The 22,497-nt window shown below is 60.1% G+C and carries 23 protein-coding genes; 14 read left to right on the forward strand and 9 right to left on the reverse strand.

What is annotated here, in order from left to right:
* Positions 1-19 precede the first annotated feature (19 nt).
* The 6 genes from K5Y35_RS02885 (at position 20) to K5Y35_RS02910 (ending at position 3,079) form a co-directional block, all read left to right on the forward strand.
* Entirely contained in the window at positions 20-589 is a 570-nt protein-coding gene (locus tag K5Y35_RS02885) for an antibiotic biosynthesis monooxygenase (RefSeq protein ID WP_128615112.1), read from the forward strand.
* Between the two features lie 98 nt (positions 590-687).
* Positions 688-1,398, forward strand: a complete 711-nt coding sequence (gene folM, locus K5Y35_RS02890; protein ID WP_222833641.1) for a dihydromonapterin reductase — start codon at positions 688-690, stop codon at positions 1,396-1,398.
* Between the two features lie 21 nt (positions 1,399-1,419).
* On the forward strand, positions 1,420-1,980 hold the full coding sequence (gene folE / locus K5Y35_RS02895) for a GTP cyclohydrolase I FolE (protein ID WP_123464717.1): 561 nt from the start codon (positions 1,420-1,422) through the stop codon (positions 1,978-1,980).
* On the forward strand, positions 1,981-2,352 hold the full coding sequence (gene folX / locus K5Y35_RS02900) for a dihydroneopterin triphosphate 2'-epimerase (RefSeq protein WP_123464716.1): 372 nt from the start codon (positions 1,981-1,983) through the stop codon (positions 2,350-2,352).
* 99 nt (positions 2,353-2,451) lie between these two features.
* Positions 2,452-2,748 carry a DUF1244 domain-containing protein gene (locus K5Y35_RS02905; protein ID WP_222833642.1) on the forward strand — a complete coding sequence of 99 codons (297 nt, stop codon included), beginning with the start codon at positions 2,452-2,454 and terminating at the stop codon, positions 2,746-2,748.
* Entirely contained in the window at positions 2,741-3,079 is a 339-nt protein-coding gene (locus K5Y35_RS02910; RefSeq protein ID WP_128615114.1) for a HopJ type III effector protein, read from the forward strand. Before K5Y35_RS02905 ends, K5Y35_RS02910 begins: the two co-directional genes overlap by 8 nt.
* A gap of 80 nt (positions 3,080-3,159) precedes the next feature.
* Here K5Y35_RS02910 and trxB read toward each other — a convergent pair whose 3' ends face one another.
* A complete protein-coding gene (trxB, locus tag K5Y35_RS02915) occupies positions 3,160-4,122 on the reverse strand; it encodes a thioredoxin-disulfide reductase (RefSeq protein ID WP_003221727.1) in 963 nt (320 codons plus the stop codon).
* 311 nt (positions 4,123-4,433) lie between these two features.
* Between trxB and cysZ the strand changes: the two genes are divergently transcribed.
* Positions 4,434-5,189, forward strand: a complete 756-nt coding sequence (cysZ, locus tag K5Y35_RS02920) for a sulfate transporter CysZ (protein ID WP_186745575.1) — start codon at positions 4,434-4,436, stop codon at positions 5,187-5,189.
* A 27-nt stretch (positions 5,190-5,216) separates the two neighbouring features.
* Here the strand turns inward: cysZ and K5Y35_RS02925 are convergent, their stop codons facing one another.
* Positions 5,217-5,792: a hypothetical protein gene (locus tag K5Y35_RS02925; RefSeq protein WP_222833643.1), complete on the reverse strand. Its 576-nt coding sequence runs from the start codon at positions 5,790-5,792 to the stop codon at positions 5,217-5,219.
* A 116-nt stretch (positions 5,793-5,908) separates the two neighbouring features.
* Between K5Y35_RS02925 and K5Y35_RS02930 the strand changes: the two genes are divergently transcribed.
* The gene (locus K5Y35_RS02930; protein WP_222833644.1) at positions 5,909-7,108 is read left to right on the forward strand and encodes a glycosyltransferase family 4 protein; all 1,200 of its coding nucleotides are present in this window, start codon (positions 5,909-5,911) and stop codon (positions 7,106-7,108) included.
* A 136-nt stretch (positions 7,109-7,244) separates the two neighbouring features.
* On the opposite strand, the gene K5Y35_RS02935 is transcribed toward K5Y35_RS02930, so the two are convergent.
* The 3 genes from K5Y35_RS02935 to K5Y35_RS02945 all read right to left on the reverse strand — a co-directional run bounded on the left by K5Y35_RS02935 (position 7,245) and on the right by K5Y35_RS02945 (position 9,606).
* Positions 7,245-8,348, reverse strand: coding sequence for an NADH:flavin oxidoreductase (locus tag K5Y35_RS02935; protein ID WP_123464704.1), 1,104 nt, complete (start codon positions 8,346-8,348; stop codon positions 7,245-7,247).
* 166 nt (positions 8,349-8,514) lie between these two features.
* On the reverse strand, positions 8,515-8,997 hold the full coding sequence (locus tag K5Y35_RS02940; protein WP_123464702.1) for a glutathione peroxidase: 483 nt from the start codon (positions 8,995-8,997) through the stop codon (positions 8,515-8,517).
* Between the two features lie 123 nt (positions 8,998-9,120).
* Complete coding sequence (locus K5Y35_RS02945; RefSeq protein ID WP_003221719.1) at positions 9,121-9,606, reverse strand: peptidylprolyl isomerase; 486 nt, start codon at positions 9,604-9,606, stop codon at positions 9,121-9,123.
* Between K5Y35_RS02945 and K5Y35_RS02950 the strand changes: the two genes are divergently transcribed.
* From K5Y35_RS02950 to K5Y35_RS02960, 3 genes are read left to right on the forward strand one after another with little or no spacing between them, the layout of a single operon-like run.
* Entirely contained in the window at positions 9,575-9,901 is a 327-nt protein-coding gene (locus K5Y35_RS02950) for a DUF3565 domain-containing protein (RefSeq protein ID WP_123465978.1), read from the forward strand. The two genes, K5Y35_RS02945 and K5Y35_RS02950, sit on opposite strands and share 32 nt — an antisense overlap.
* Positions 9,902-9,961: 60 nt before the next feature.
* A complete protein-coding gene (gene pta, locus K5Y35_RS02955) occupies positions 9,962-12,061 on the forward strand; it encodes a phosphate acetyltransferase (protein WP_222833645.1) in 2,100 nt (699 codons plus the stop codon).
* On the forward strand, positions 12,062-12,967 hold the full coding sequence (locus K5Y35_RS02960; protein WP_123464698.1) for an acyltransferase: 906 nt from the start codon (positions 12,062-12,064) through the stop codon (positions 12,965-12,967).
* A gap of 180 nt (positions 12,968-13,147) precedes the next feature.
* Here the strand turns inward: K5Y35_RS02960 and cysN are convergent, their stop codons facing one another.
* The 3 genes from cysN to K5Y35_RS02975 form a co-directional block, all read right to left on the reverse strand.
* Positions 13,148-15,046: a sulfate adenylyltransferase subunit CysN gene (gene cysN / locus K5Y35_RS02965; protein WP_222833646.1), complete on the reverse strand. Its 1,899-nt coding sequence runs from the start codon at positions 15,044-15,046 to the stop codon at positions 13,148-13,150.
* Positions 15,047-15,055: 9 nt separating this feature from the next.
* The gene (gene cysD, locus K5Y35_RS02970) at positions 15,056-15,973 is read right to left on the reverse strand and encodes a sulfate adenylyltransferase subunit CysD (RefSeq protein ID WP_098967227.1); all 918 of its coding nucleotides are present in this window, start codon (positions 15,971-15,973) and stop codon (positions 15,056-15,058) included.
* 191 nt (positions 15,974-16,164) lie between these two features.
* Positions 16,165-16,923 (reverse strand): Nif3-like dinuclear metal center hexameric protein, encoded by a 759-nt coding sequence (locus tag K5Y35_RS02975; protein WP_222833647.1) that lies wholly within the window; start codon positions 16,921-16,923, stop codon positions 16,165-16,167.
* Positions 16,924-17,026: 103 nt separating this feature from the next.
* Here K5Y35_RS02975 and algW point away from each other — a divergent pair, with 103 nt between their 5' ends.
* The 3 genes from algW (at position 17,027) to K5Y35_RS02990 (ending at position 21,121) form a co-directional block, all read left to right on the forward strand.
* Positions 17,027-18,184, forward strand: coding sequence for a Do family serine endopeptidase AlgW (gene algW / locus K5Y35_RS02980; RefSeq protein ID WP_123464691.1), 1,158 nt, complete (start codon positions 17,027-17,029; stop codon positions 18,182-18,184).
* Between the two features lie 87 nt (positions 18,185-18,271).
* Complete coding sequence (locus K5Y35_RS02985; RefSeq protein WP_222833648.1) at positions 18,272-20,389, forward strand: TonB-dependent siderophore receptor; 2,118 nt, start codon at positions 18,272-18,274, stop codon at positions 20,387-20,389.
* Positions 20,390-20,401: 12 nt separating this feature from the next.
* Positions 20,402-21,121: a DUF4198 domain-containing protein gene (locus K5Y35_RS02990; protein ID WP_222833649.1), complete on the forward strand. Its 720-nt coding sequence runs from the start codon at positions 20,402-20,404 to the stop codon at positions 21,119-21,121.
* Positions 21,122-21,443: 322 nt separating this feature from the next.
* On the opposite strand, the gene hisC is transcribed toward K5Y35_RS02990, so the two are convergent.
* On the reverse strand, positions 21,444-22,496 hold the full coding sequence (gene hisC, locus K5Y35_RS02995) for a histidinol-phosphate transaminase (RefSeq protein WP_123464686.1): 1,053 nt from the start codon (positions 22,494-22,496) through the stop codon (positions 21,444-21,446).
* Between the last annotated feature and the right edge of the window lies 1 nt (position 22,497).

The raw sequence follows: 22,497 nt of genomic DNA on the forward strand, positions 1-22,497 counted from the left end.
CGAAATACGGAGATACATAATGTCTACTTCCCCCGTCACGCTAATGGTCGCACGTCGTGTTGCTGATGGTCGCTATCAGGACCTGATCGCCTGGCTTCGTGAAGGCGAACAACTGGCAACCGACTTTCCCGGTTACCTCGGCTCCGGTGTATTGGCGCCGCCACCCGGCGACAACGAATTCCAGATCATTTTCCGCTTTGTCGACGAGCAGACCCTGCATGCATGGGAGCACTCGGCGTCGCGCACCGCCTGGCTGGAACGCGGCAGCGATCTGTTTGCCCACCCGAAAGAACACCGGGTCAGCGGCATCGAAGGCTGGTTCGGCGCCGCCGGCCAGCGTCCGCCGCGCTGGAAGCAGGCTGTCGCCATCTGGCTGGCATTCTTTCCCGTGTCATTGCTGTTCAATTTCGTGCTGGGTCCTGCGCTCGCGCCAATGGGCCTGCTGCCGCGCGTATTGATCAGCACAGCGTGCCTGACGCCATTGATGGTTTACTTCTTCATTCCGCTGTCGACGCGGTTGCTGGCCGGCTGGCTGAATAGCATTCCGGCACGCCGACTGCCGGTGGAACCGGTATCTGAAAACCGTTGACTCCCCGCTGCCACTCAAGCCACAAAGCTCGTCCTGCAATAGGAGTACAAGGCACGTCGCTGTTATAGTTTTTGCTCTGACTGCGACGTGAGCCGTTCATGACCTCAACCTCCGCCCCGATTCTCATCACCGGTGCCGGCCAGCGTGTCGGTTTGCACTGCGCGCAACGTTTGCTTGAAGACGGCCACCGCGTCATCTTCACCTATCGCACTGAACGTCCGGGGGTGCAGGCATTGCGGGATCTGGGCGCCGTCGCAGTGTTTGCGGACTTTTCCAGCGAAGCCAGCATTCTCGCCTTCATCCAGGCACTGAAAACCCACACCGACCGTCTGCGCGCCATTGTCCACAACGCCTCCGAATGGCGGGCGGAAACCCCGGACCACGCAGCCGAAGCCTTCGTGCGGATGATCAACGTGCACATGCTTGCGCCGTATCTGATCAATCTGCACTGCGCTGATCTACTCAAGCAATCGACGCCAGCGGACATCATCCACATCAGCGACGACGTCACCCGCAAGGGCAGCAGCAAGCACATCGGCTATTGCGCGAGCAAAGCCGGGCTCGACAGCCTGACCCTGTCGTTCGCCGCGCGTTATGCGCCGGCGATCAAGGTCAACGGTATCGCTCCGGCCCTGCTATTGTTCAATCCCGACGACGATGCGGCGTACCGTGCCAAGGCACTGGCGAAATCCGCGCTGGGCATCGAGCCCGGCAGCGAAGTGATCTACCAGAGCCTGCGCTATCTGCTCGACAACCCTTATGTCACCGGCACAACCCTGACCGTCAACGGCGGAAGGCACGTCAAGTAAGCCTTGCTGCGAGGATGATCCATGACCCGCTCCCTGCCCGAGCACTACCGCGACATCCTCATTGGCCTCGGTGAAGATCCCGACCGCGAAGGATTGCTCGACACACCGGTGCGTGCGGCCAAGGCCATGCAATACCTGTGTCACGGCTATGGGCAGAGCGTCGACGAGATCGTCAACGGCGCGCTGTTTGCCTCGGACACCGACGAGATGATCATCGTCGCTGACATCGAGTTGTACTCATTGTGCGAACATCACCTGCTGCCCTTCATCGGCAAGGCCCATGTGGCTTATATTCCGACAGGCAAGGTGCTGGGGCTGTCGAAGATTGCGCGACTGGTGGACATGTTCGCCCGACGCCTGCAGATTCAGGAAAACCTCACCCGGCAAATTGCCGATGCGGTGCAACAGGTCACCGACGCCGCCGGTGTCGCGGTGGTCATCGAGGCCAGACACATGTGCATGATGATGCGCGGTGTCGAAAAACAGAATTCAACCATGAACACCTCGGTCATGCTCGGCGCCTTTCGCGACTCGAGCAACACCCGCCAGGAGTTCCTGCAATTGATTGGACGGAGCAAGTAAATGCCACAACTTCAACCAGGAATGGCGCGCATCCGGGTCAAGGATCTGCGCTTGCGCACCTTTATCGGGATCAATGAGGACGAGATCCTCAACAAGCAGGATGTGCTGATCAACCTGACCATCCTGTACGCCGCGCAGGAAGCGGTACGCGACAACGATATTGATCACGCGCTGAACTACCGCACGATCACCAAGGCGATCATCGCCCACGTCGAAGGCAACCGCTTTGCGTTGCTGGAGCGCCTGACCCAGGAATTGCTCGATCTGGTGATGAGCAACACGTCGGTGCTGTACGCCGAAGTTGAAGTCGACAAGCCGCACGCGCTGCGCTTTGCCGAATCGGTGTCGATCACCCTCGCGGCAAGCCGCTGAGCTTCAAGCTTCGAGCTGCAAGCGTTAAGCTAACGGCCGACCCCGATCCAATCTTGCAGCTTGAAGCTTGCCGCTCAAAGCTGTCTCGCAGAGATTCCCATGACTGAGCAACAACGCCTCGAACTCGAAGCCGCCGCCTTCCGCCGGCTGGTCGCCCACCTGGACGGCCGCAAGGACGTGCAGAACATCGACCTGATGAACCTCGCCGGGTTCTGCCGCAACTGCCTGTCCAAGTGGTACAAGGCTGAAGCCGACGAGCGCCAGATCGAGGTCAGCCTCGACGACGCCCGTGAAGTGGTTTACGGCATGCCGTACGCCGAGTGGAAAGCCCAATACCAGCAAGAAGCCAACGCCGAACAACAGGCGGCGTTCGCCAAAGGAAAAACCCATGAGTGATTTGAATACCCTGCGCGCCAGCCTCAAGAGCGGCGAACACGTTTTCGCCGACACCCTGGCCTTCATCGCCGCCGGTTACGACTACCAGCCGCAAGCATTCAACAACGGCGGCGTGGAAAACGCCGCCGGGCAGAACGAAGGCTCGTGCAAGACCCTGGGTCTGGCGCTGCTGGAAGGTCTGAGTGACGAAGAAGCGCTGCTGGCGTTCGGCGAGCATTACCGCTCGGTGCTGGCGACGCCTGAGGGCAGTGATCACGGCAATATCAGGGCGTTGATCCAGCACGGGCTGGCCGGCGTCAAATTCACCGCTCAACCCCTGACCCGCCGCTGATTCCTACAATGTAACTGCGTTGCCCCATAAATAACGGGCATAAAAAAACCGGCCGAAGCCGGTTTTTTTGTGCCTGCGATTTAGAACGAAGCGTTCTGCAGACCGTCCAGGTAACGCTCGGTGTCCAGTGCCGCCATGCAGCCGGCGCCGGCCGAGGTGATGGCCTGGCGGTAAACGTGGTCAGCCACGTCACCGGCGGCGAAGATGCCTTCAACGCTGGTGGCAGTAGCGTTGCCATCGCGGCCGCCCTGCACCACTAGGTAACCGTCTTTCAGGGTCAACTGGCCTTCGAACAGCGAAGTGTTCGGGGTGTGGCCGATGGCGATGAACACGCCGTCGACCTTGATTTCGTCGAAGCTGCCGTCGTTGTTCTTCAGGCGCGCACCGGTCACACCCATGTTGTCGCCCAGCACTTCGTCGAGGTTGGCGTTCAACTTGAGGATGATCTTGCCTTCGGCCACACGGGCGTTGAGCTTGTCGATCAGGATCTTCTCGGCGCGGAAGGTTTCGCGACGGTGGATCAGGGTCACGGTGCTGGCGATGTTGGCCAGGTACAGTGCTTCTTCAACAGCGGTGTTGCCGCCGCCGACCACTGCAACAGGCTTGTTGCGGTAGAAGAAGCCGTCGCAGGTCGCGCAAGCCGAAACGCCTTTGCCCATGAACGCCTCTTCCGACGGCAGACCCAGGTAGCGAGCGCTGGCACCGGTGGCGATGATCAGGGCGTCGCAGGTGTAGGTCGCGCTGTCGCCGGTCAGGGTGTACGGCTTGGCGGCAAAGTCTACGGCGTTGATGTGATCGAAAACGATCTCGGTTTCGAAACGCTCGGCGTGCTCGCGCATCCGCTCCATCAGCGCCGGGCCGGTCAGGCCGTGAACGTCACCCGGCCAGTTGTCGACTTCGGTCGTGGTGGTCAGTTGACCGCCGGCCTGCATGCCGGTGATCAGCAGTGGCTTGAGGTTGGCACGGGCGGCGTAGACCGCAGCGCTATAACCGGCAGGGCCGGAACCGAGAATAATCACTCGCGAATGACGGACTTCAGACATGACCTGCTCCTGTTGACCGGGCCGAAACACTGGCGCGGAACGCCGGACTGCCGGCGGGAATAAAAAAGGACTGTGGATAACCTTGGGGAAGGCATGAGCTCGACAGTCCTGTAAAAAGTTGGGTGCAGCGTATCGAGGGGGGCAAGATTAAGGAAATACGGTTTAACAATCCAGCTCATAGGTGGTCTCTATGCGCAGACACTGACGAGATGGACGTCTTTGTTACAGTGAATGTCGATCGCTCTGCCGCGCTTTCCCGCTTGGTGCAAAGTCGGTAAGGTCGGCGCGTTTTCCCTTGCTCGGAGCACCTTATGCCCGCACCCGTTCTGTCCGGCCCGCAATACCTGCGCGAAGGCCTCAAACTGGTTCTCAGCCCGGGCCTGCGCCTGTTCGTGTTGTTGCCACTGGCGATCAACCTGGTGCTGTTCGTCGGATTGATCTATCTGGCCGGCCATCAGTTCAGCCTGTGGGTCGATACGCTGATGCCATCGCTACCCGAGTGGCTGAGTTTCCTCAGCTACATTCTTTGGCCGTTGTTTGTGGTGCTGGTCGCACTGATGGTGTTTTTCACTTTCACCATGCTGGCCAACGTCATCGCCGCGCCGTTCAACGGTTTTCTCGCGGAAAAAGTTGAAGTGGTGGTGCGAGGTACTGATGATTTCCCGGCGTTCAGCTGGGGCGAACTGATCGCGATGATCCCGCGCACCCTCGCCCGGGAAATGCGCAAGCTCGGCTACTTCCTGCCCCGGGCGATCGGCCTGTTCATCCTCTCGTTCATCCCGGTGGTGAACATCATTGCCGCACCGCTGTGGCTGCTGTTCGGCGTGTGGATGATGGCGATCCAGTACATTGACTACCCGGCGGACAACCACAAACTGGGCTGGAACGAGATGCTCGCCTGGCTGCGGCAGAAGCGCTGGCAGAGCATGAGTTTTGGCGGGATTGTCTATCTGGTGCTGCTGATTCCGGTGGTCAACATCCTGATGATGCCGGCGGCAGTGGCCGGAGCGACGTTGTTCTGGGTGCGTGAACGCGGTGGCGAGGTGCTGGCTCAGGAAAAGGCCTGAGCCAGACGCTGTTGTTTTGTCGCTGCTTCAGTGGAAAAAGCTCCACGTCCCGATCAGCACCAATGCCCACAGGGCGATGCCTGGAACGATGATCAAAAAATTCCAAGCATTCAGGCGGTTGTTGCCCAAGCCTTGCGGATCGTTGGCGGCCAGGTTGATCAGTTGCTGGCCTTCACTGGCGACATAGGCCCTGAGCGGCAGCAGTGCCGTGGCAAACAAACTCAGGTACAACAAGCCTTCGAAATGGCTCGATAGTTTATCGAGCACCACTGCAAGCAACGTCAATACAACAAACACCGTTGCCCACTGTTCAAGATCCCAGCTGGATTTTCGGCCGCTGTCGTGAATGATTTTGTCTGCATGGCGATACAGCCTGTGCACGAAAAATATATAGAAGATACCGCGCGCCACTGGCCACAGCTCTTCCTGCGTCCGTTGTTTGTACAGGCTCCAGTTTTTGTACGACCAATAATAGAAATACAGGCCAAAACTGAGCACCGACAGCAGAATGAATTTCCACCGGGCGACCACGTAAAATCCCGCAGCCTGCACATCTTCGTTCAACAGATTCGCCTCAGGGGGCGCGTAGATATTTTCCGACATAGCCATTTTCTTGGTTCAAACGTTCAATCAAGGCTAACGACCGACTGGCGAAAATATTGAGCCCGGTGGGGCCAGTGGCTGTCATCAATCCATCATCAACTCGACACAATGACGACATGGCCTCAGTCGACACTGAGGTCATGACGACAGCTCTACATATCACTCTGATCAGCGAAACCTTCCCACCGGAAATCAACGGCGTGGCCAATACCCTTGGCCGCTTGTGCGATGGCTTGCGCGCGCGCGGCCACCAGGTTGAACTGGTGCGCCCGCGTCAGGCCGGTGATCCGCAGCGCAGCGAAGATGACGCGCTGCTGCTCTGCCGCGGCTGGCCGTTGCCGGGGTATCCGGGGCTGCAATGGGGCCAGTCGTCGATGCACAAACTGCTGCGACGCTGGAAACGTCAGCGCCCCGATGTGTTGTACATCGCCACGGAAGGCCCGCTGGGGTTGTCGGCACTGCGTGCGGCGCGCCGCTTGGGGATATCGGTGGTCAGCGGTTTTCACACCAATTTCCAGCAATACACCAGCCAGTACGGCCTCGGCCTGCTGACGCGGATGCTCACGCATTATCTGCGCTGGTTTCACAATCGCTCGGCCATGACGTTGGTGCCGAGCGTCAGCCAGCGCCTGGAACTGGAGCGGCGGCATTTCGAGCGGTTGGCGCTGTTGTCGCGCGGTGTCGACAGTCAGTTGTTTCATCCGAGCAAGCGCCTGAACGACCTGCGTGAGCAATGGGGACTGAGCGAGCACGACGTTGCCGTCATTCACGTAGGACGACTGGCGCCGGAGAAGAATCTGGGTCTGCTCAAACGCAGCTTTGAACAACTGCGCAGCACCTATCCACAGCGCAATCTGAAAATGATCGTGGTCGGCGACGGCCCGCAGCGCACGGCCCTGGAAAAGGACCTGCCCGAGGCGATTTTCTGCGGTTCGCAGCGCGGCGAAGCATTGGCCGCGCACTATGCATCCGGTGACATGTTTCTGTTTCCGAGCCTTACCGAAACCTTTGGCAATGTCGTGCTGGAAGCCTTGGCTTCAGGCCTTGGCGTGGTGGCTTACGATCAGGCGGCCGCCGCCCAGCATATTCGCCACGGCTACAACGGCGTGCTGGCCATGCCCGGCGATGAGCAGGCCTTTTGCGAAGCAGCGGCGTGGTTACTGGAGGAAGAAGAGACGTTGCGTTGTGTGCGCCTGAATGCGCGGCAGCACGCAAGTCGCCAGGGCTGGCCGGCGGTTATCGAGCAGTTTGAAAAGCATTTGCGCGGGGCTTGTGTGGGGGAGCAAGTGGTGCCGAATGCGCAGACATTGCCCTGATTCTTTGCTGACGTTAGAACCGCCTTCGCGAGCAAGCTCGCTCCCACAGGGGATCTCCAGTGAACACAAATTTTGTGAACAGCAGAGAAACCTGTGGGAGCGAGCTTGCTCGCGAAGGGGTCAGTGAGAGCGCCGCTTAAACCAGCGTCATCAACGCCTCACGGCTGAACGGCAGAATATCCTGTTCACGCCCCTCGCGGACTTTTTGTGCCCAATCCGGATCGACCAGCAACGCACGCCCCACCGCCACCAGATCGAACTCTTCCTTATTCAGACGCTCCAGCAGATTCTCCAGACTGGCCGGCTGCGCGACCTTGTCGGTGTTGACCATGAACTGCAGGAACTCACCATCCAGGCCGACGCTGCCAACGGTGATGGTCGGCTTGCCGGTCAGCTTGCGGGTCCAGCCGGCCAGGTTCAGTTCGGAACCGTCGAACTCCGGCTCCCAGAAGCGGCGCGTCGAGCAATGGAAAATATCCACGCCGGCGTCAGACAGCGGCTTGAGGAACTCACCCAGCGCTTCCGGGGTTTGCACCAGACGCGCCGTGTAGTCCTGCTGTTTCCATTGCGAGAAACGGAAGATGATCGGGAAGCCTTCACCGACCGCTGCACGTACTGCCTGAATCAGCTCGATGGCGAAACGCGAACGGTTGGCCAGGCTGCCGCCGTATTCATCGGTGCGCTGGTTGCTGCCTTCCCAGAAGAACTGGTCGATCAGATAACCGTGGGCGCCGTGGATCTCCACGCCGTCCATGCCGATGCTTTTGGCGTCTTTGGCCGCTTGGGCGAAGGCTGCGATCACATCCTGAATGTCTTGTTTAGTCATGCCGTGCACAACGACCTGACCATCCTTGAGTTTTTCCGACGGACCGTAACCCGGCACGCTGGCATCCGGCTCGGTACCGATGCGACGTACGCTGCCGACATGCCACAGTTGCGGAACGATCTTGCCGCCTTCGGCGTGAACCGCATCGACGACCTTCTTCCAGCCGGCCAATGGCGCGTCGCCAAAGAATTGCGGCACGTTCGGATAGCCGTTAGAGGCAATGTGGCCGACGGTGGTGCCTTCGGTGATGATCAGGCCAACGCCGGCCGCGGCACGACGACGGTAGTACTCGATGACTTTGGAGTTCGGTACGCCGCCCGGGGAAAACGAGCGGGTCATCGGCGCCATGACCACACGGGTCGGCAGTTCGAGGGCACCGAGATGGAACGGTTTGAACAAGGCTTGGACCGGCATTGGAAACTCCGCAGGGAATGGCTTTATGACGGCGATAATATGGAGTGTTACAAGCCTTGAACAGCATTATTGATTTGGGTGATCAAGGATCAGAAACGAAAAGATCGCAGCACCGGCAGGCCCCAGCAGGCGCCGCCGAAGGCTGCGATCTTTTGACCTTGCTGTGTCAGCTCAGCGCTTTTTCAATCGCATGAACAATGGTCGGATCATCCGGCGCCGTGCGCGGCGAGAACCGGGCCAGCACGCGGCCGTCCTTGCCGAGCAGAAACTTTTCGAAATTCCAGGTGATGTCACCGGGAAACTCCGCACCCTCGCCCGCCAGCAAGCGGTAGAGCTGATGACGATCGTGACCGTTGACTTCGAGCTTGCTCGACAAAGGAAACGTCACGCCGTAGTTGAGGCTGCAGAACTCTTTGATTTCCTGCTCGGTGCCCGGCTCCTGGCCGGCGAACTGGTTGCACGGCAGGCCCAGCACACTGAAGCCCTTGCCCTTGAATTGCTGATAGAGGTTTTCCAGCGCCGCGTACTGAGGGGTCAAGCCGCATTTGGAGGCGACGTTGACCACCAGCACGACTTGGCCCTTGAAAGGCGCCAGCGGTAGCTCCTGACCATCCAGGGCTGTCAACTTAAGGTCGTGAAAAGCACTCATGACGTACTCCAGGATTCCCGTGTTCTACTCGAAACAGCCACTTGGCGAGACCACCAAGGACAGCCGCGGACTAAAAAGGCGCCCACAGGCGCCTCTCCAGTACTCGAAGCTTAGCGCAGAAAATCAGTGGTGATGGCCACCTTCGCCATGGACGTGGCCATGAGCGACTTCTTCCTGGCTGGCGTCACGCACAGCAACGACCTTCACTTTGAAGTTCAGGCGCTGACCGGCCAGTGGGTGGTTGCCGTCAACCGTCACGTCATCGCCGTCCAGATCCCGGATGGTCACGATCTGCATCTGGCCGTCCGGCGCCGAAGCGTGGAACTGCATGCCGACTTCCAGCTCGTCGACGCCTTCGAACATGCTGCGGCTCAGGGTGCTGACCAGTTCGGCAGCGTATTCGCCGTAAGCGTCTTCCGGCTCGACGGAAACTTCCAGCTCGTCACCGACAGCTTTGCCTTCCAGGGCTTTTTCCAGGCCCGGGATGATGTTGCCTGCGCCTTGCAGGTAGACCAGCGGAGCGCCGCCGGCGGAGCTGTCGATGACCTCACCAGCGTCGTTGGTCAGGGTATAGTCGATGGAGACAGCCTTATTGGCGGCGATCAGCATGGGGCGAGACCTTTTGCATAAGAATATAGAAAGGCCAAGTTTAGCGAAGCAATCGCGCGAAAGCGAACACAACCCGGACAAACGGGATTCGACGATTGCCGGCTTCCATCAGGATGAGGACGGCCATTGGGTCGTTGAGCTTTCCTGCGGCCACACGCAACACCTGCGTCACCAGCCGCCGTGGCAATCACGGGCGTGGGTGCTCGACCCGGCGCAACGTATTGAAAAAATAGGCCAACCCTTTGCCTGCGGTTGGTGCGCACAAGGCGTGGTTAGCGATAACCTTGGCAACTGAATTTCGGCAGATTGTCAGAGATAGATGATCGCCATTGCCATGCACCCTTAGAGAATCCGCATGCAAACTTTTTTTATCGCGCCCACCGATTTTGGTGTGGGTCTGACCTCCATCAGCCTCGGGCTGGTACGTACGCTTGAGCGCGCCGGGCTGAAGGTCGGCTTCTTCAAACCGATTGCCCAGCCGCACCCGGGCGACACCGGCCCCGAGCGCTCCACTGAACTGGTGGCGCGCACCCACGGCCTGAAACCGCCGCAACCCTTGGGCCTGGCCCACGTCGAGCGCATGCTGGGCGATGGGCAGCTCGATGAACTGCTCGAAGAAATCATCACCCTCTATCAGCAAGCCGCCATCGGCAAGGACGTGCTGGTCGTCGAAGGCATGGTGCCGACGCGCAGTGCCAGTTACGCCGCGCGGGTCAACCTGCACCTGGCCAAGAGCCTGGATGCCGAGGTGATTCTGGTCTCGGCGCCGGAAAACGAAGTGCTCGCCGAACTGTCCGGCCGCGTCGAGTTGCAGGCGCAATTGTTCGGTGGCCCGAAGGATCCGAAAGTCCTTGGCGTGATCCTCAACAAGGTCAAGACCGAGGAGAGCATGGACGCCTTCGCCGCACGTCTGAAGGAACATTCGCCGTTGCTGCGCAGCGGTGATTTCCGCCTGCTCGGCTGCATTCCGTTTCAGCCGGAACTCAACGCGCCGCGCACCCGCGACGTCGCCGATCTGATGGGCGCACAAGTGCTCAACGCCGGCGACTACGAAACCCGGCGCATGACCAAAATCATCATTTGCGCACGGACCATGCGCAACACCGTCGAGCTGCTCAAGCCCGGCGTGCTGGTGGTGACCCCGGGCGATCGCGACGACATCATCCTCGCCGTCAGCCTCGCGGCGATCAACGGCGTGCCGCTGGCCGGCCTGCTGCTGACCAGCGACACCCTGCCCGATCCGCGCATCATGGACTTGTGCCGTGGCGCGTTGCAGGCCGGTCTGCCGGTATTGTCGGTGAGCACCGGCTCGTACGACACCGCCAACCTGCTCAACGGCCTGAACAAGGAAATCCCGATTGATGACCGCGAGCGCGCGGAGATCATCACCGATTTCGTCGCCAGCCATCTCGATGCCAAGTGGCTGCACCAGCGTTGCGGCACCCCACGGGAAATGCGCCTGTCGCCGGCGGTGTTCCGCTATCAGTTGATCCAGCATGCGCAAGCGGCGAACAAACGCATCGTCCTGCCCGAAGGCAGCGAACCGCTCACCGTGCAGGCAGCGGCGATCTGCCAGGAACGCGGGATCGCCCGTTGCGTGTTGCTGGCAAAACCTGCAGACGTCGAAGCCGTGGCGCGCGCGCAGGGCATCGTGTTGCCGCCGGGGCTGGAAATCCTCGATCCGGATCTGATTCGCGAGCGTTACGTCGAACCGATGGTTGCCTTGCGCAAGAGCAAAAGCCTCAACGCACCGATGGCCGAACAGCAACTGGAAGACACCGTGGTGATCGGCACCATGATGCTCGCCCTCGATGAAGTCGACGGGCTGGTGTCCGGGGTGATCAACACCACCGCCAACACCATCCGCCCGGCCCTGCAGCTGATTAAAACAGCACCGGGCTGCACGCTGGTGTCGTCGGTGTTCTTCATGCTCTTTCCTGAAGAAGTGCTGGTCTACGGCGACTGTGTGATGAACCCGCACCCAAGCGCTGCGGAACTGGCCGAGATCGCCCTGCAAAGCGCCGACTCGGCAGCGGCCTTCGGCATCACCCCGCGCGTGGCGATGATCAGCTATTCCAGCGGCGAATCGGCCAGCGGTGAAGAAGTCGAGAAAGTCCGTGAGGCCACCCTGCTCGCCCACGAACAACAGCACTCGTTGCTGATCGACGGCCCACTGCAATACGACGCCGCTGCCAACGCGGATGTTGCCCGGCAACTGGCGCCAAACAGTCAAGTGGCCGGTCGCGCCACGGTGTTCGTGTTCCCTGACCTGAACACCGGCAACACCACGCACAAAGCCGTGCAGCGCAGCGCCGATTGCGTCAGCCTCGGCCCGATGCTGCAAGGCCTGCGCAAACCGGTGAACGATCTGCCGCGCGGCGCGCAGGTCGATGACATCGTCTACACCATCGCCCTGACCGCGATTCAAGCCGCCAACCGACCTATGGATGTGTAAATGCTGGACTTTCTCCCTGCACCGTTGCGCGGTGTGATCGCCTCGCTGCTGTTGGCACTCAATACGATTCTGCTGTGCTCGTTTCTGTTCTGCGTGGCGCTGATCAAAGTGCTGCCGTTCGACCTCGCACGACGCGCCTCGTTGTGGCTGATGAGCCACACCCACGAAGCCTGGATCAGTAACAACAAGGCCTGGATGAACCTGGTACGGCGCACGCGCTGGCATATCAGCGGCCTGCAAGGCCTGGACTACCAGCACTCGTACCTGATCACCAGCAACCACCAGAGCTGGGTCGACATTCTGGTGCTGCAATACGTGCTCAACCGCAAGATCCAACCGCTGAAGTTCTTCCTCAAGCAGGAGCTGATCTGGGTCCCGGTGATCGGTCTGGCGTGGTGGGCGCTGGGCTTTCCGTTCATGAAGCGCTACTCCAAGGCCTACCTGGAAAAGCACCCGGAAAAGAAAGGCAAAGACCTGGAAACCACACGCAAGACCTGTGCGAAATTTCGCGACAACCCGGTGGGGATTTTCAACTTCGTCGAGGGCACACGCTTCACTGAAGGCAAGCATGCGCAGCAGCAGTCGCCGTTCAAATATTTGCTCAAGCCCAAGGCTGGCGGGATCGCCTTTGTGCTGGATGCGATGGGTGAACAACTGGAGTCGATCGTCAACGTGACCATCCACTACCCGGCCGGCCGTCCGGGGTTCTGGGATTTGCTCTGCGGCAATGTGCGCGATGTGGTGGTGCACTTTGAAGAGCTGCAGATTCCGCAGCAATTCATTGGCAAGAACTACGACCAGGACGGAGAATATCGCCTGCAGTTTCAGGGCTGGATCAATCAGCTTTGGCTGGACAAGGATGCATTGCTCGAACAGATGCACCGCGAATACCCAGCGAGGTCTTGAGGCACCTTTTCCGGCCTCATCGCTGGCAAGCCAGCTCCCACAGGTTTCTCCGCCTTACACAATATTTGAGTGCGCTGAAAATCCCTGTGGGAGCTGGCTCGCCAGCGATAGCAATCTCAAGGCAATAAAAAACCCGCAGACAATCACTCGTCTGCGGGTTTCTTTTTTCCGACTAAGCGCTTAGATCGCGCCACGCTTGCGCAGCAGATCCAGCACTTGCTTGACGCTTTCCTCCAGCGACAGCGACTGGGTGTCGATCACCAGGTCGGCGTTCAGCGGCACGTCGTACGGGAAGGATTCGCCCGGGATGTTGTCGCCACCGGCGGCATACAGACCCTGCGGATCACGTTCGGCACACACGGCCGGCGAGGCCTGCACGTAGACCGTCAGCAGACGATCCTTGCCGATCAGCTCCTTGGCCTGCTCGCGACCTTCAGCGCTTGGCGCGACGAACGCTGCCAGGGTCAGCAGACCGGCTTCGTTGAACTGACGCGCGACATGCGCGGCACGGCGCCAGTTCTCGGTGCGACCGGCGCGATCCTGCGGCAGACCTTTGTTGAGGTCATGACGCAGATTCTGACCATCCAGAACAAACACCGCCCGGCCCATGTCGAATAACTTACGCTCGACCGCATAGGCCAGCGTGCTCTTGCCCGCGCCCGACAAACCGCTGAACAACACGGTGGCCGGCTGCTGACCGAAACGCTGAGCGCGCTCTTCGGTGGCAACATGGGCGAGTTTGCCGTGATGCGTGGCAGTGCCATGCGTCACTGGCTGAGCAACGATCATGCCCGCGCCGACGGTGCCATTGGTCAAACGGTCGATGACGATGAAGGCGCCAGTGGTGCGGTTGCTCTCGTAACCGTCGAGGGCGATCGGCGCGTCGAGCGCGATCTTCACCTTGCCGATTTCGTTGAGCTGCAACGCGCTCGCCGGGCCTTCTTCCAAGGTGTTGACGTCGACCTTGTTGACGATGCTGGCGATCGAGCCCGGCACGTAACTGGTAGCGCGCTTGATGTCGTATTTCTTGCCCGGCAGCATCGGCTCTTCAGCCATCCACACCAGCATCGCTTCGAAGCTGTCGGTGACCGGCGGCACGTTGTCGGCATGCACCAGCAGGTCGCCACGGGAGATGTCGATTTCGTCTTCCATGGTCAGCGTCACCGCTTGACCCGGGCCGGCGTGCTCAAGTTCACCTTCGAAGGTGACGATGGATTTCACGCGGCTGCTCTTGCCCGACGGCAGCACCACCACTTCGTCGCCCTTCTTGACGATGCCGCTGGCGAGGGTGCCGGCGAAACCGCGGAAGTTCAGGTTCGGACGGTTGACGTACTGCACCGGGAAACGCAGATCGGTGAAGTTGCGGTCGCCCGCCACTTCCACGGTCTCGAGGATTTCCATCAGCGACTGGCCGGTGTACCACGGCGAGCGCTCGGACTTGTTCACCACGTTGTCGCCCTTCAGCGCCGACATCGGCACGAAGTGCATGCTGGTCGGCTTCATCTTCAAGCCTTCGGCGAACTTCAGGTAATCGGCCTTGATCGACTCGAACACGCCTTCATCGAAGTCCTTGAGGTCCATCTTGTTGATGGCGACGACGATGTGTTTGATGCCCAGCAGGGACGCGATGAAGCTGTGGCGACGGGTCTGGGTCTGCACGCCGTAACGCGCATCGACGAGGATGATCGCCAGGTCACAGGTGGACGCACCGGTGGCCATGTTGCGGGTGTACTGCTCATGGCCGGGGGTGTCGGCGATGATGAATTTGCGTTTGGCGGTGGAGAAATAACGGTAGGCGACATCAATGGTGATGCCCTGCTCACGTTCGGCCTGCAGACCGTCGACCAGCAACGCCAGGTCGATGTCGTCACCGGTGGTGCCGACTTTCTTCGAATCACGGGTGATGGCTTCCAGGTGATCTTCGTAGATCATCTTGGAGTCGTGCAGCAGGCGCCCGATCAGGGTGCTCTTGCCGTCATCGACGTTACCGCAGGTCAAAAAGCGCAGCAGCTCTTTACGCTCGTGCTGGCCCAGGTAGGCGAGGATGTCCTCGCTGATCAAATCAGATGCGTGCGACATGACAGCCCCTTAGAAATAGCCTTGACGTTTTTTATCTTCCATCGAGCCTGCGCCATCGTGGTCGATGACCCGGCCCTGGCGCTCGGAAGTTCGCGTCAGGAGCATTTCCTGAATGATGTCCGTCAGGCTTTCGGCCTCGGACTCTACCGCGCCCGTCAACGGGTAGCAGCCAAGGGTGCGGAAACGCACTTTCTTTTTGACGATGCGTGCCTTGTCCTCATCGGACAGGTGTTCGAGGATACGGTCGTCGTCGATCATGATCAGCGTACCGTTCTTCTCGATCACTTCACGTTCGGCGGCGAAGTACAGCGGCACGATCGGGATGCCTTCGAGGTAGATGTACTGCCAGATGTCCAGTTCGGTCCAGTTCGACAACGGGAACACACGAATGGATTCGCCCTTGTTGACCTTGCCGTTGTAGACGTTCCACAGCTCCGGACGCTGGTTTTTCGGGTCCCAGCGGTGCTTGCTGTCGCGGAACGAGTACACGCGCTCTTTGGCGCGGGATTTCTCTTCATCGCGACGGGCACCGCCGAAGGCTGCGTCGAAACCATGCTTGTCGAGTGCCTGTTTCAGGCCCTCGGTCTTCATGATGTCGGTGTGCTTGGCGCTGCCGTGGGTGAACGGATTGATGTTCTGTGCCACGCCATCGGGGTTGATGTGGGTGATCAGGTCCAGGCCCAGTTCTTCGACCATCTTGTCGCGGAACTTGTACATCTCCTGGAATTTCCAGCGGGTGTCGACGTGCATCACCGGAAACGGCAGTTTGCCCGGGAAGAACGCCTTGCGTGCCAGGTGCAGCATCACGGCGGAGTCTTTACCGATGGAGTACAGCATCACCGGGTTATCGAACTCGGCGGCCACCTCGCGGATGATGTGGATGCTTTCCGCCTCCAGCTGTTTCAGATGCGTCAGTTTGTCGACCATGGCTACTCACGAAAGCTTTCTTATGAACGGCCAGCGGGCCGTGTTCGAGCGGGGAATCCTAGCACAGCGTCCTTCTTCTAATCAGGGCGCAAGCTAGAACGAAAGGGCATATGAATATGCCCACTCGTTTGGGCGCGCGCGCCCCTCTAGGAGCGAGCAGGCTCACTCCTACAGGAGAAATGCGGAGTTCATCAGATCGGGTTGGGGCAGTCGATGAAGATGTGTTCGACGGCGAAGCGTTTCGCCAGATAGTCGCCCAGGGCCTGTACGCCGTAGCGTTCGGTGGCGTGATGACCGGCGGCGATAAAGCTGATGTCGTTCTCGCGGGCGCTGTGGAAGGTCTGCTCGGACGCTTCACCGCTCAGATACAGGTCAACACCTGCCGCGACCGCCTGATCGATATAGCCCTGCCCGCCGCCGGTGCACCAGCCGACCCGACGAATCATCGGGCTGCCTTCGATCAGCAGCGGTTCACGGCCCATGACGTCTTTTACCTTGCGGGCGAAATCACGCGGGGTCATGGGTTCGTTCAACGACCCGACCAGACCGACAATCTTCAGGTTGTCCGGGTCCAGCGGCCCTTCGACGGTGATGTCCAGTTGCCGCGCCAGTTGCACGTTGTTGCCGACCTCCGGGTGCAGGTCCAGCGGCAAGTGGTAGGCGAGCAGACTGATGTCGTGCTTGAGCAAGGTCTTCAAGCGACGCTGCTTCATGCCGGTGATGCAGGGGTTCTCGCCCTTCCAGAAGTAACCGTGGTGCACCAGTATCAGATCGGCCTCGGCTTCGACGGCGGCATCGAGCAATGCCTGACTGGCGGTGACGCCGCTGACAATGCGCATCACCTGTGGCCGGCCTTCGACCTGCAGGCCGTTGGGGCAATAATCGGCAATTTTCGCACTGCCAAGGTAACGGTCGGCTTCTTCAACGAGGGTGCTGAGGGCAACGGCCATGAAAGACTCCTAAATATCCCGTTCAGAGGCGCGCGCGGCCTCGTATAATGCGCGACATTATGGGCGGTCTGACCCCGCCTGCAACTTTTCCAGGACGTGCTTAATGCTCAAGGCGCTGCGTTTTTTCGGCTGGCCGCTGTTGGCCGGTGTGCTTATCGCTCTGTTGATTATTCAGCGTTACCCGCAGTGGGTCGGGCTCCCGAGCCTCGACGTCAACCTGCAACAGGCCCCGCAAACCACCAGCGTGCAGCAAGGGCCGGTGTCCTACGCCGATGCGGTGACCATCGCCGCGCCGTCGGTGGTCAACCTTTACACCACCAAAGTCATCAACAAACCCGCGCATCCGCTGTTTGAAGACCCACAGTTCCGGCGTTTCTTCGGTGACAACTCGCCCAAGCAGAAGCGCATGGAGTCGAGCCTCGGTTCCGGCGTGATCATGAGCCCGGAAGGCTACATTCTGACCAACAACCACGTCACCAGCGGCGCGGATCAGATTGTCGTGGCGCTCAAGGATGGTCGCGAGACATTGGCCCGGGTGATCGGCAGCGATCCGGAAACCGACCTCGCCGTGCTCAAGATCGATCTGAAAAACCTGCCGGCGATCACTATCGGTCGCTCCGACAACATTCGCATCGGTGACGTCGCGCTGGCCATCGGCAACCCGTTCGGCGTCGGCCAGACGGTGACGATGGGCATCATCAGCGCCACCGGGCGCAATCAGCTGGGCCTGAACAACTACGAAGACTTCATCCAGACCGACGCCGCGATCAACCCGGGCAACTCCGGCGGTGCGCTGGTGGATGCCAACGGCAACCTGACCGGCATCAACACGGCGATCTTCTCCAAGTCCGGCGGCTCGCAGGGCATCGGTTTTGCGATTCCGGTGAAACTGGCGATGGAAGTGATGAAGTCGATCATCGAGCACGGCCAGGTGATTCGTGGCTGGCTGGGGATTGAAGTGCAGCCGCTGACTCAGGAACTGGCCGAATCGTTTGGCCTGTCGGGACGCCCGGGGATTGTGGTCGCGGGGATTTTCCGCGATGGCCCGGCGCAGAAAGCTGGCCTGCAGTTGGGTGACGTGATTCTGAGCATTGATGGCGAACCGGCCGGAGATGGCCGCAAGTCAATGAACCAGGTCGCGCGGATCAAGCCGACCGACAAGGTGACCATCCAGGTCATGCGCAACGGCAAAGAGCTGAAGCTCACCGCTGAAATCGGCCTGCGCCCACCACCGGCACCGGCGCAGGAAAAAGAAGGGTAAGAGATTGTTCGCGCCAACGGCGCGAATAGCAGACATTCTCAACAGGCATGTTATATTGTTTCAATTGAACAATTGGAACAACATAACATGTCGTCTCGAAAAAGGGCCTCCCTGCTCCGTCTGACCCTGGGTCTACCCCTTGGCTTGCTGGGCGATCCGGTCTTCGCCGAAGAACCGCAACCGCTCGAACTCGACGCCATCAGCGTCACCTCCGACTACGAATCAGCCACCGACCCGGTCAAGGGCTATCGTGCCACGCGGTCGTCGAGCGCGACGAAAACCGACACCGCGATCCGCGACATTCCGCAAGCGATCAGCGTGATACCGGCCAGCGTGCTCAAGGATCTGGGCAGCAGCAGCGTCGAACGCGCACTGGATTTTGCCGGCGGCGTCTCGAAGCAAAACAACTTCGGCGGTCTGACGCTTTACGAATACAGCGTGCGCGGTTTCACCACTTCGGAGTTCTACAAGGACGGTTTCAGCGCCAACCGCGGTTATCCGAGCACGCCGGACGCCGCCAACATCGAGCGCATTGAAGTGCTCAAAGGCCCGGCTGCCAGCCTGTACGGCCGTGGCGATCCGGGTGGCACAGTGAACATCGTCACCAAGAAACCGCAGCCGCAAGCCTTCACGACGCTGCAAACCAGCGCCGGCAGTTGGGACCGCTATCGCAGCGCACTGGACGTCAACACCCCGCTCGATGAACAGGGTGACGTGCTGTCGCGGGTCAACCTCGCCGTCGAGGACAACCACAGCTTTCGCGATCACGTCGACAGCCAGCGCGTGTTCGTCGCCCCCTCGATCAGTTGGCAACTGAACCCCGACACGTCACTGCTGGTGGAAAGCGAAATCGTCCGTCACAGCTCCACCTTTGATCGCGGCATCGTGGCGCCGAACAACAAATGGAGCGGCGTCTCGCGCTCGACCTTCCTCGGCGAACCGAACGACGGCAACATCGCCAACCATAACAACCTGCTGCAGGCGACACTCGAGCATCACCTCGACGACCGCTGGAAACTGCGTCTGGCCAGCCATTACAAGGAAGGCAAGCTCTGGGGCGACGCGTCCGAAAGCCGACCGCTGAACGCCGATGGCCATACCGTCAACCGCCGTTATCGCGAACGCGACACCAACTGGCACGACAGCATCACCCAACTGGAACTGCGCGGACTGTTCGACCTCGGCCCCTGGCAGCACGAACTGCTGATCGGTACCGAGTATGAAAACTTCCGCAAGAACGAGCGCGTCACCACCATCGCCGGCGGTCCGTACGCCATCGACATCTATAAACCGATCTACGGCCAGGCGAAACCCGACGGCGCGCGCTCGGGCAGCGACTTTTTCGAGCACGTCGAGAGTCAGGCGCTGAACCTGCAGGATCAAATTTTTTTCACCGACAAGCTGCGCGGGATGATCGGCGCGCGTTTTGAACATTTCGATCAACACATCAATGATCGCAGCCGCAATGCCACCAGCCACCAACGTCACGACACCCTCACCCAACGCGCCGGCCTGCTCTATCAAGTGACGCCGGATACCGGCCTGTTCGCCAACGCATCGACCTCGTTCAAACCAAACAATGGGCTCGACGCGTCCGGCAAATCCTTCGATCCGGAAGAAGGCGTCGGTTATGAAATCGGCATCAAGAACGAGCTGTTCGACGAGCGCCTGAGCAGCACCCTTGCCTTCTTCCACATCGACAAGGAAAACGTCCTCGCCCTCGACCCGGCTACCGACAGCAGCCGCGCGATGGGCAAGGCGCGCAGTCGCGGGTTCGATTGGCAGGTCACCGGGCAAGTGACCGACGCCGTGCGGGTAATTGGCGCCTTCGCCTACATTGATGCCGAAGTCACTCAGGGTGACGCGGTGATTCCCACCGGTAGCCGCATTCTCGGCGTGGCTAAACGCAGCGGCAGTCTGCTGGGTGTGTACGAGTTTCAGGACGGCAACCTGCGCGGCTCGGACGTCGGCGCGGCGTTCACCTACGTCGGCGACCGTTCCGGTGAAGCCGGCAGCGACTTCGAATTGCCGGCCTACCACACCGTCGACCTGCTGGCCCATTACAAGGCCAGCGACACCGTCACCGTCGGCCTGAACCTGAACAACCTCTTTGACGAAAAGTACTACGAGCGCGCCTACAGCAACTACTGGGTCAACCCCGGCGAACCGCGCAATTTCACTGTCAGCCTGACTCTCAACCTGTAAAAGGAAGTCCCCATGCAATACGGCAAATCCCTTGTGCTCATCGCCGCGCTGTTCGCCGGCCAGGTCTCGGCCCACGGCCTGTGGACGGAACAACGCCGTGGCAATATCGAAGTGATCTACGGCCATGGCGCCGAAGACAACGCGTTCAAGGCGCAGAAAATCAGCGGCGCCTGGGCCTATGACGCGGGCGGCAAGATGATCCCAGTCAGCGTCGAGCGCCTGGCGGACCATGCACGCTTGAAACCCTTGAAGTCGCCGGCGGTGATGGCCGTGGCGCTGAACAACGGGATGTGGTCGCAGACGGCTGACAAGAAGTGGATCAACGAAGGGCGCAGTAAAGTGCCAGGGGCGGTCGAGGCGACCGAGACGTTCAAATACAGCCTGGCGATTTACCAGCCGGGGGCAAAGTTGCCCAAGCTCGATCAAATCAGGTTGCTGATTTTGCCGGAGGTCGATCCGCTGACCGTTGGCCCGGGCAAATCATTGCCGGTGCGGGTATTGCTCGATGGCAAACCGGCAGCGGGCGTGAAGTTGATCGGTGATTATCGCAGTGCGCCGAACACGCTGAGCACCGAGACCGACAAAGACGGACGTGCGCAGGTGTTGGTGAGGAATGAAGGGTTGAATGTGATTGCGGCGCAGGTGGAAGTGCCGGTCAAGGACAGCGCTGATGTGGACAGTCGTGGACTGTTCAGTTCGCTGACGTTCCTTGGCGAACCTCATCACGAATAAAAGCCGACCCTCACCCCAACCCTCTCCCGGAGGGAGAGGGGGCCGACCGGGTTGTCTTGCGGGATACATCGACCTGAAAGATCAAGTCGATTAGGGATTTGGTACAGCACTTTCACGTCGGCGAAACTCTGCAATATCCCGCAATCAGTCCCCTCTCCCTTTGGGAGAGGAGGCCGACCGGGTTGTCTTGCGGGATACATCGTCCTGAAAGATCAAGTCGATTAGGGATTCGGCACAGCACTTTCACCTCGGCGAAACTCTGCAATATCCCGCAATCAGTCCCCTCTCCCTTTGGGAGAGGGTCAGGGTGAGGGCTTTGCTTTTAGAGCTCGCCAAGGCCAACGATCAGCGCCTGGTTCTGCTCCGGCGTACCGATCGAAATCCGCAGGAACTGCGCAATCCGCTCCTGCTTGAAGTGCCGCACAATCACGCCCTGCTCACGCAACTTCGCTGCCAGACCCGCCGCATCATGCTGCGGGTGCCGCGCAAAAATGAAGTTGGCCGCCGACGGCAACACTTCAAAACCCTTGGCCTGCAACTGCGCGATCACCCACTCGCGGCTCTCGATCACCAGACGGCAAGTCTTGTCGAAATACTCGCGATCTTCGAACGCTGCTGCCGCACCGACAATCGCCAGGCGATCCAGCGGATAAGAGTTGAAGCTGTTCTTGATCCGCTCCAGCGCTTCGATCAGATCCGGATGCCCCACCGCCAGACCCACGCGCAGCCCGGCCAGCGAGCGCGACTTGGACAGCGTCTGCGTTACCAGCAGGTTCGGATAACGGTCAACCAGACTGATCGCCGTCTCGCCACCGAAGTCGATGTACGCCTCATCCACGACCACCACCGAATCCGGGCTGGCCTTGAGAATCTGCTCGACCGCCTCCAGTGCCAGCAGGCAACCGGTCGGTGCGTTCGGGTTCGGGAAAATGATCCCGCCGTTCGGCTTGGCGTAGTCCGCCGGGTTGATCTGGAACTGCGCGTCCAGCGGCACGGCATCGAACTGGATGCCGTACAGACCGCAATACACCGGGTAGAAGCTGTAGCTGATATCCGGGAACAGCAGTGGCTGCTCGTGTTGCAGCAGACCGTGGAAGATGTGCGCCAGCACTTCGTCCGAACCGTTGCCGAGGAACACCTGATTGCTCTGCACGCCGTAGTAGTTGGCGACGGCGGTTTTCAGCAGATCGCTGTTCGGGTCCGGGTACAGACGCAGGTTGTCGTTGAGCTCGGTCTGCATCGCCGCCAGGGCTTTTGGCGACGGGCCGTAGGGGTTTTCGTTGGTGTTGAGCTTGACCAGTCTGGTCAGCTTCGGCTGCTCGCCTGGCACGTAAGGCACCAGATCCTTGACGAACGGGCTCCAGAATTTACTCATG

The organism is Pseudomonas sp. SC3(2021) (assembly GCF_019856535.1).
Classification (GTDB): domain Bacteria; phylum Pseudomonadota; class Gammaproteobacteria; order Pseudomonadales; family Pseudomonadaceae; genus Aquipseudomonas; species Aquipseudomonas monsensis.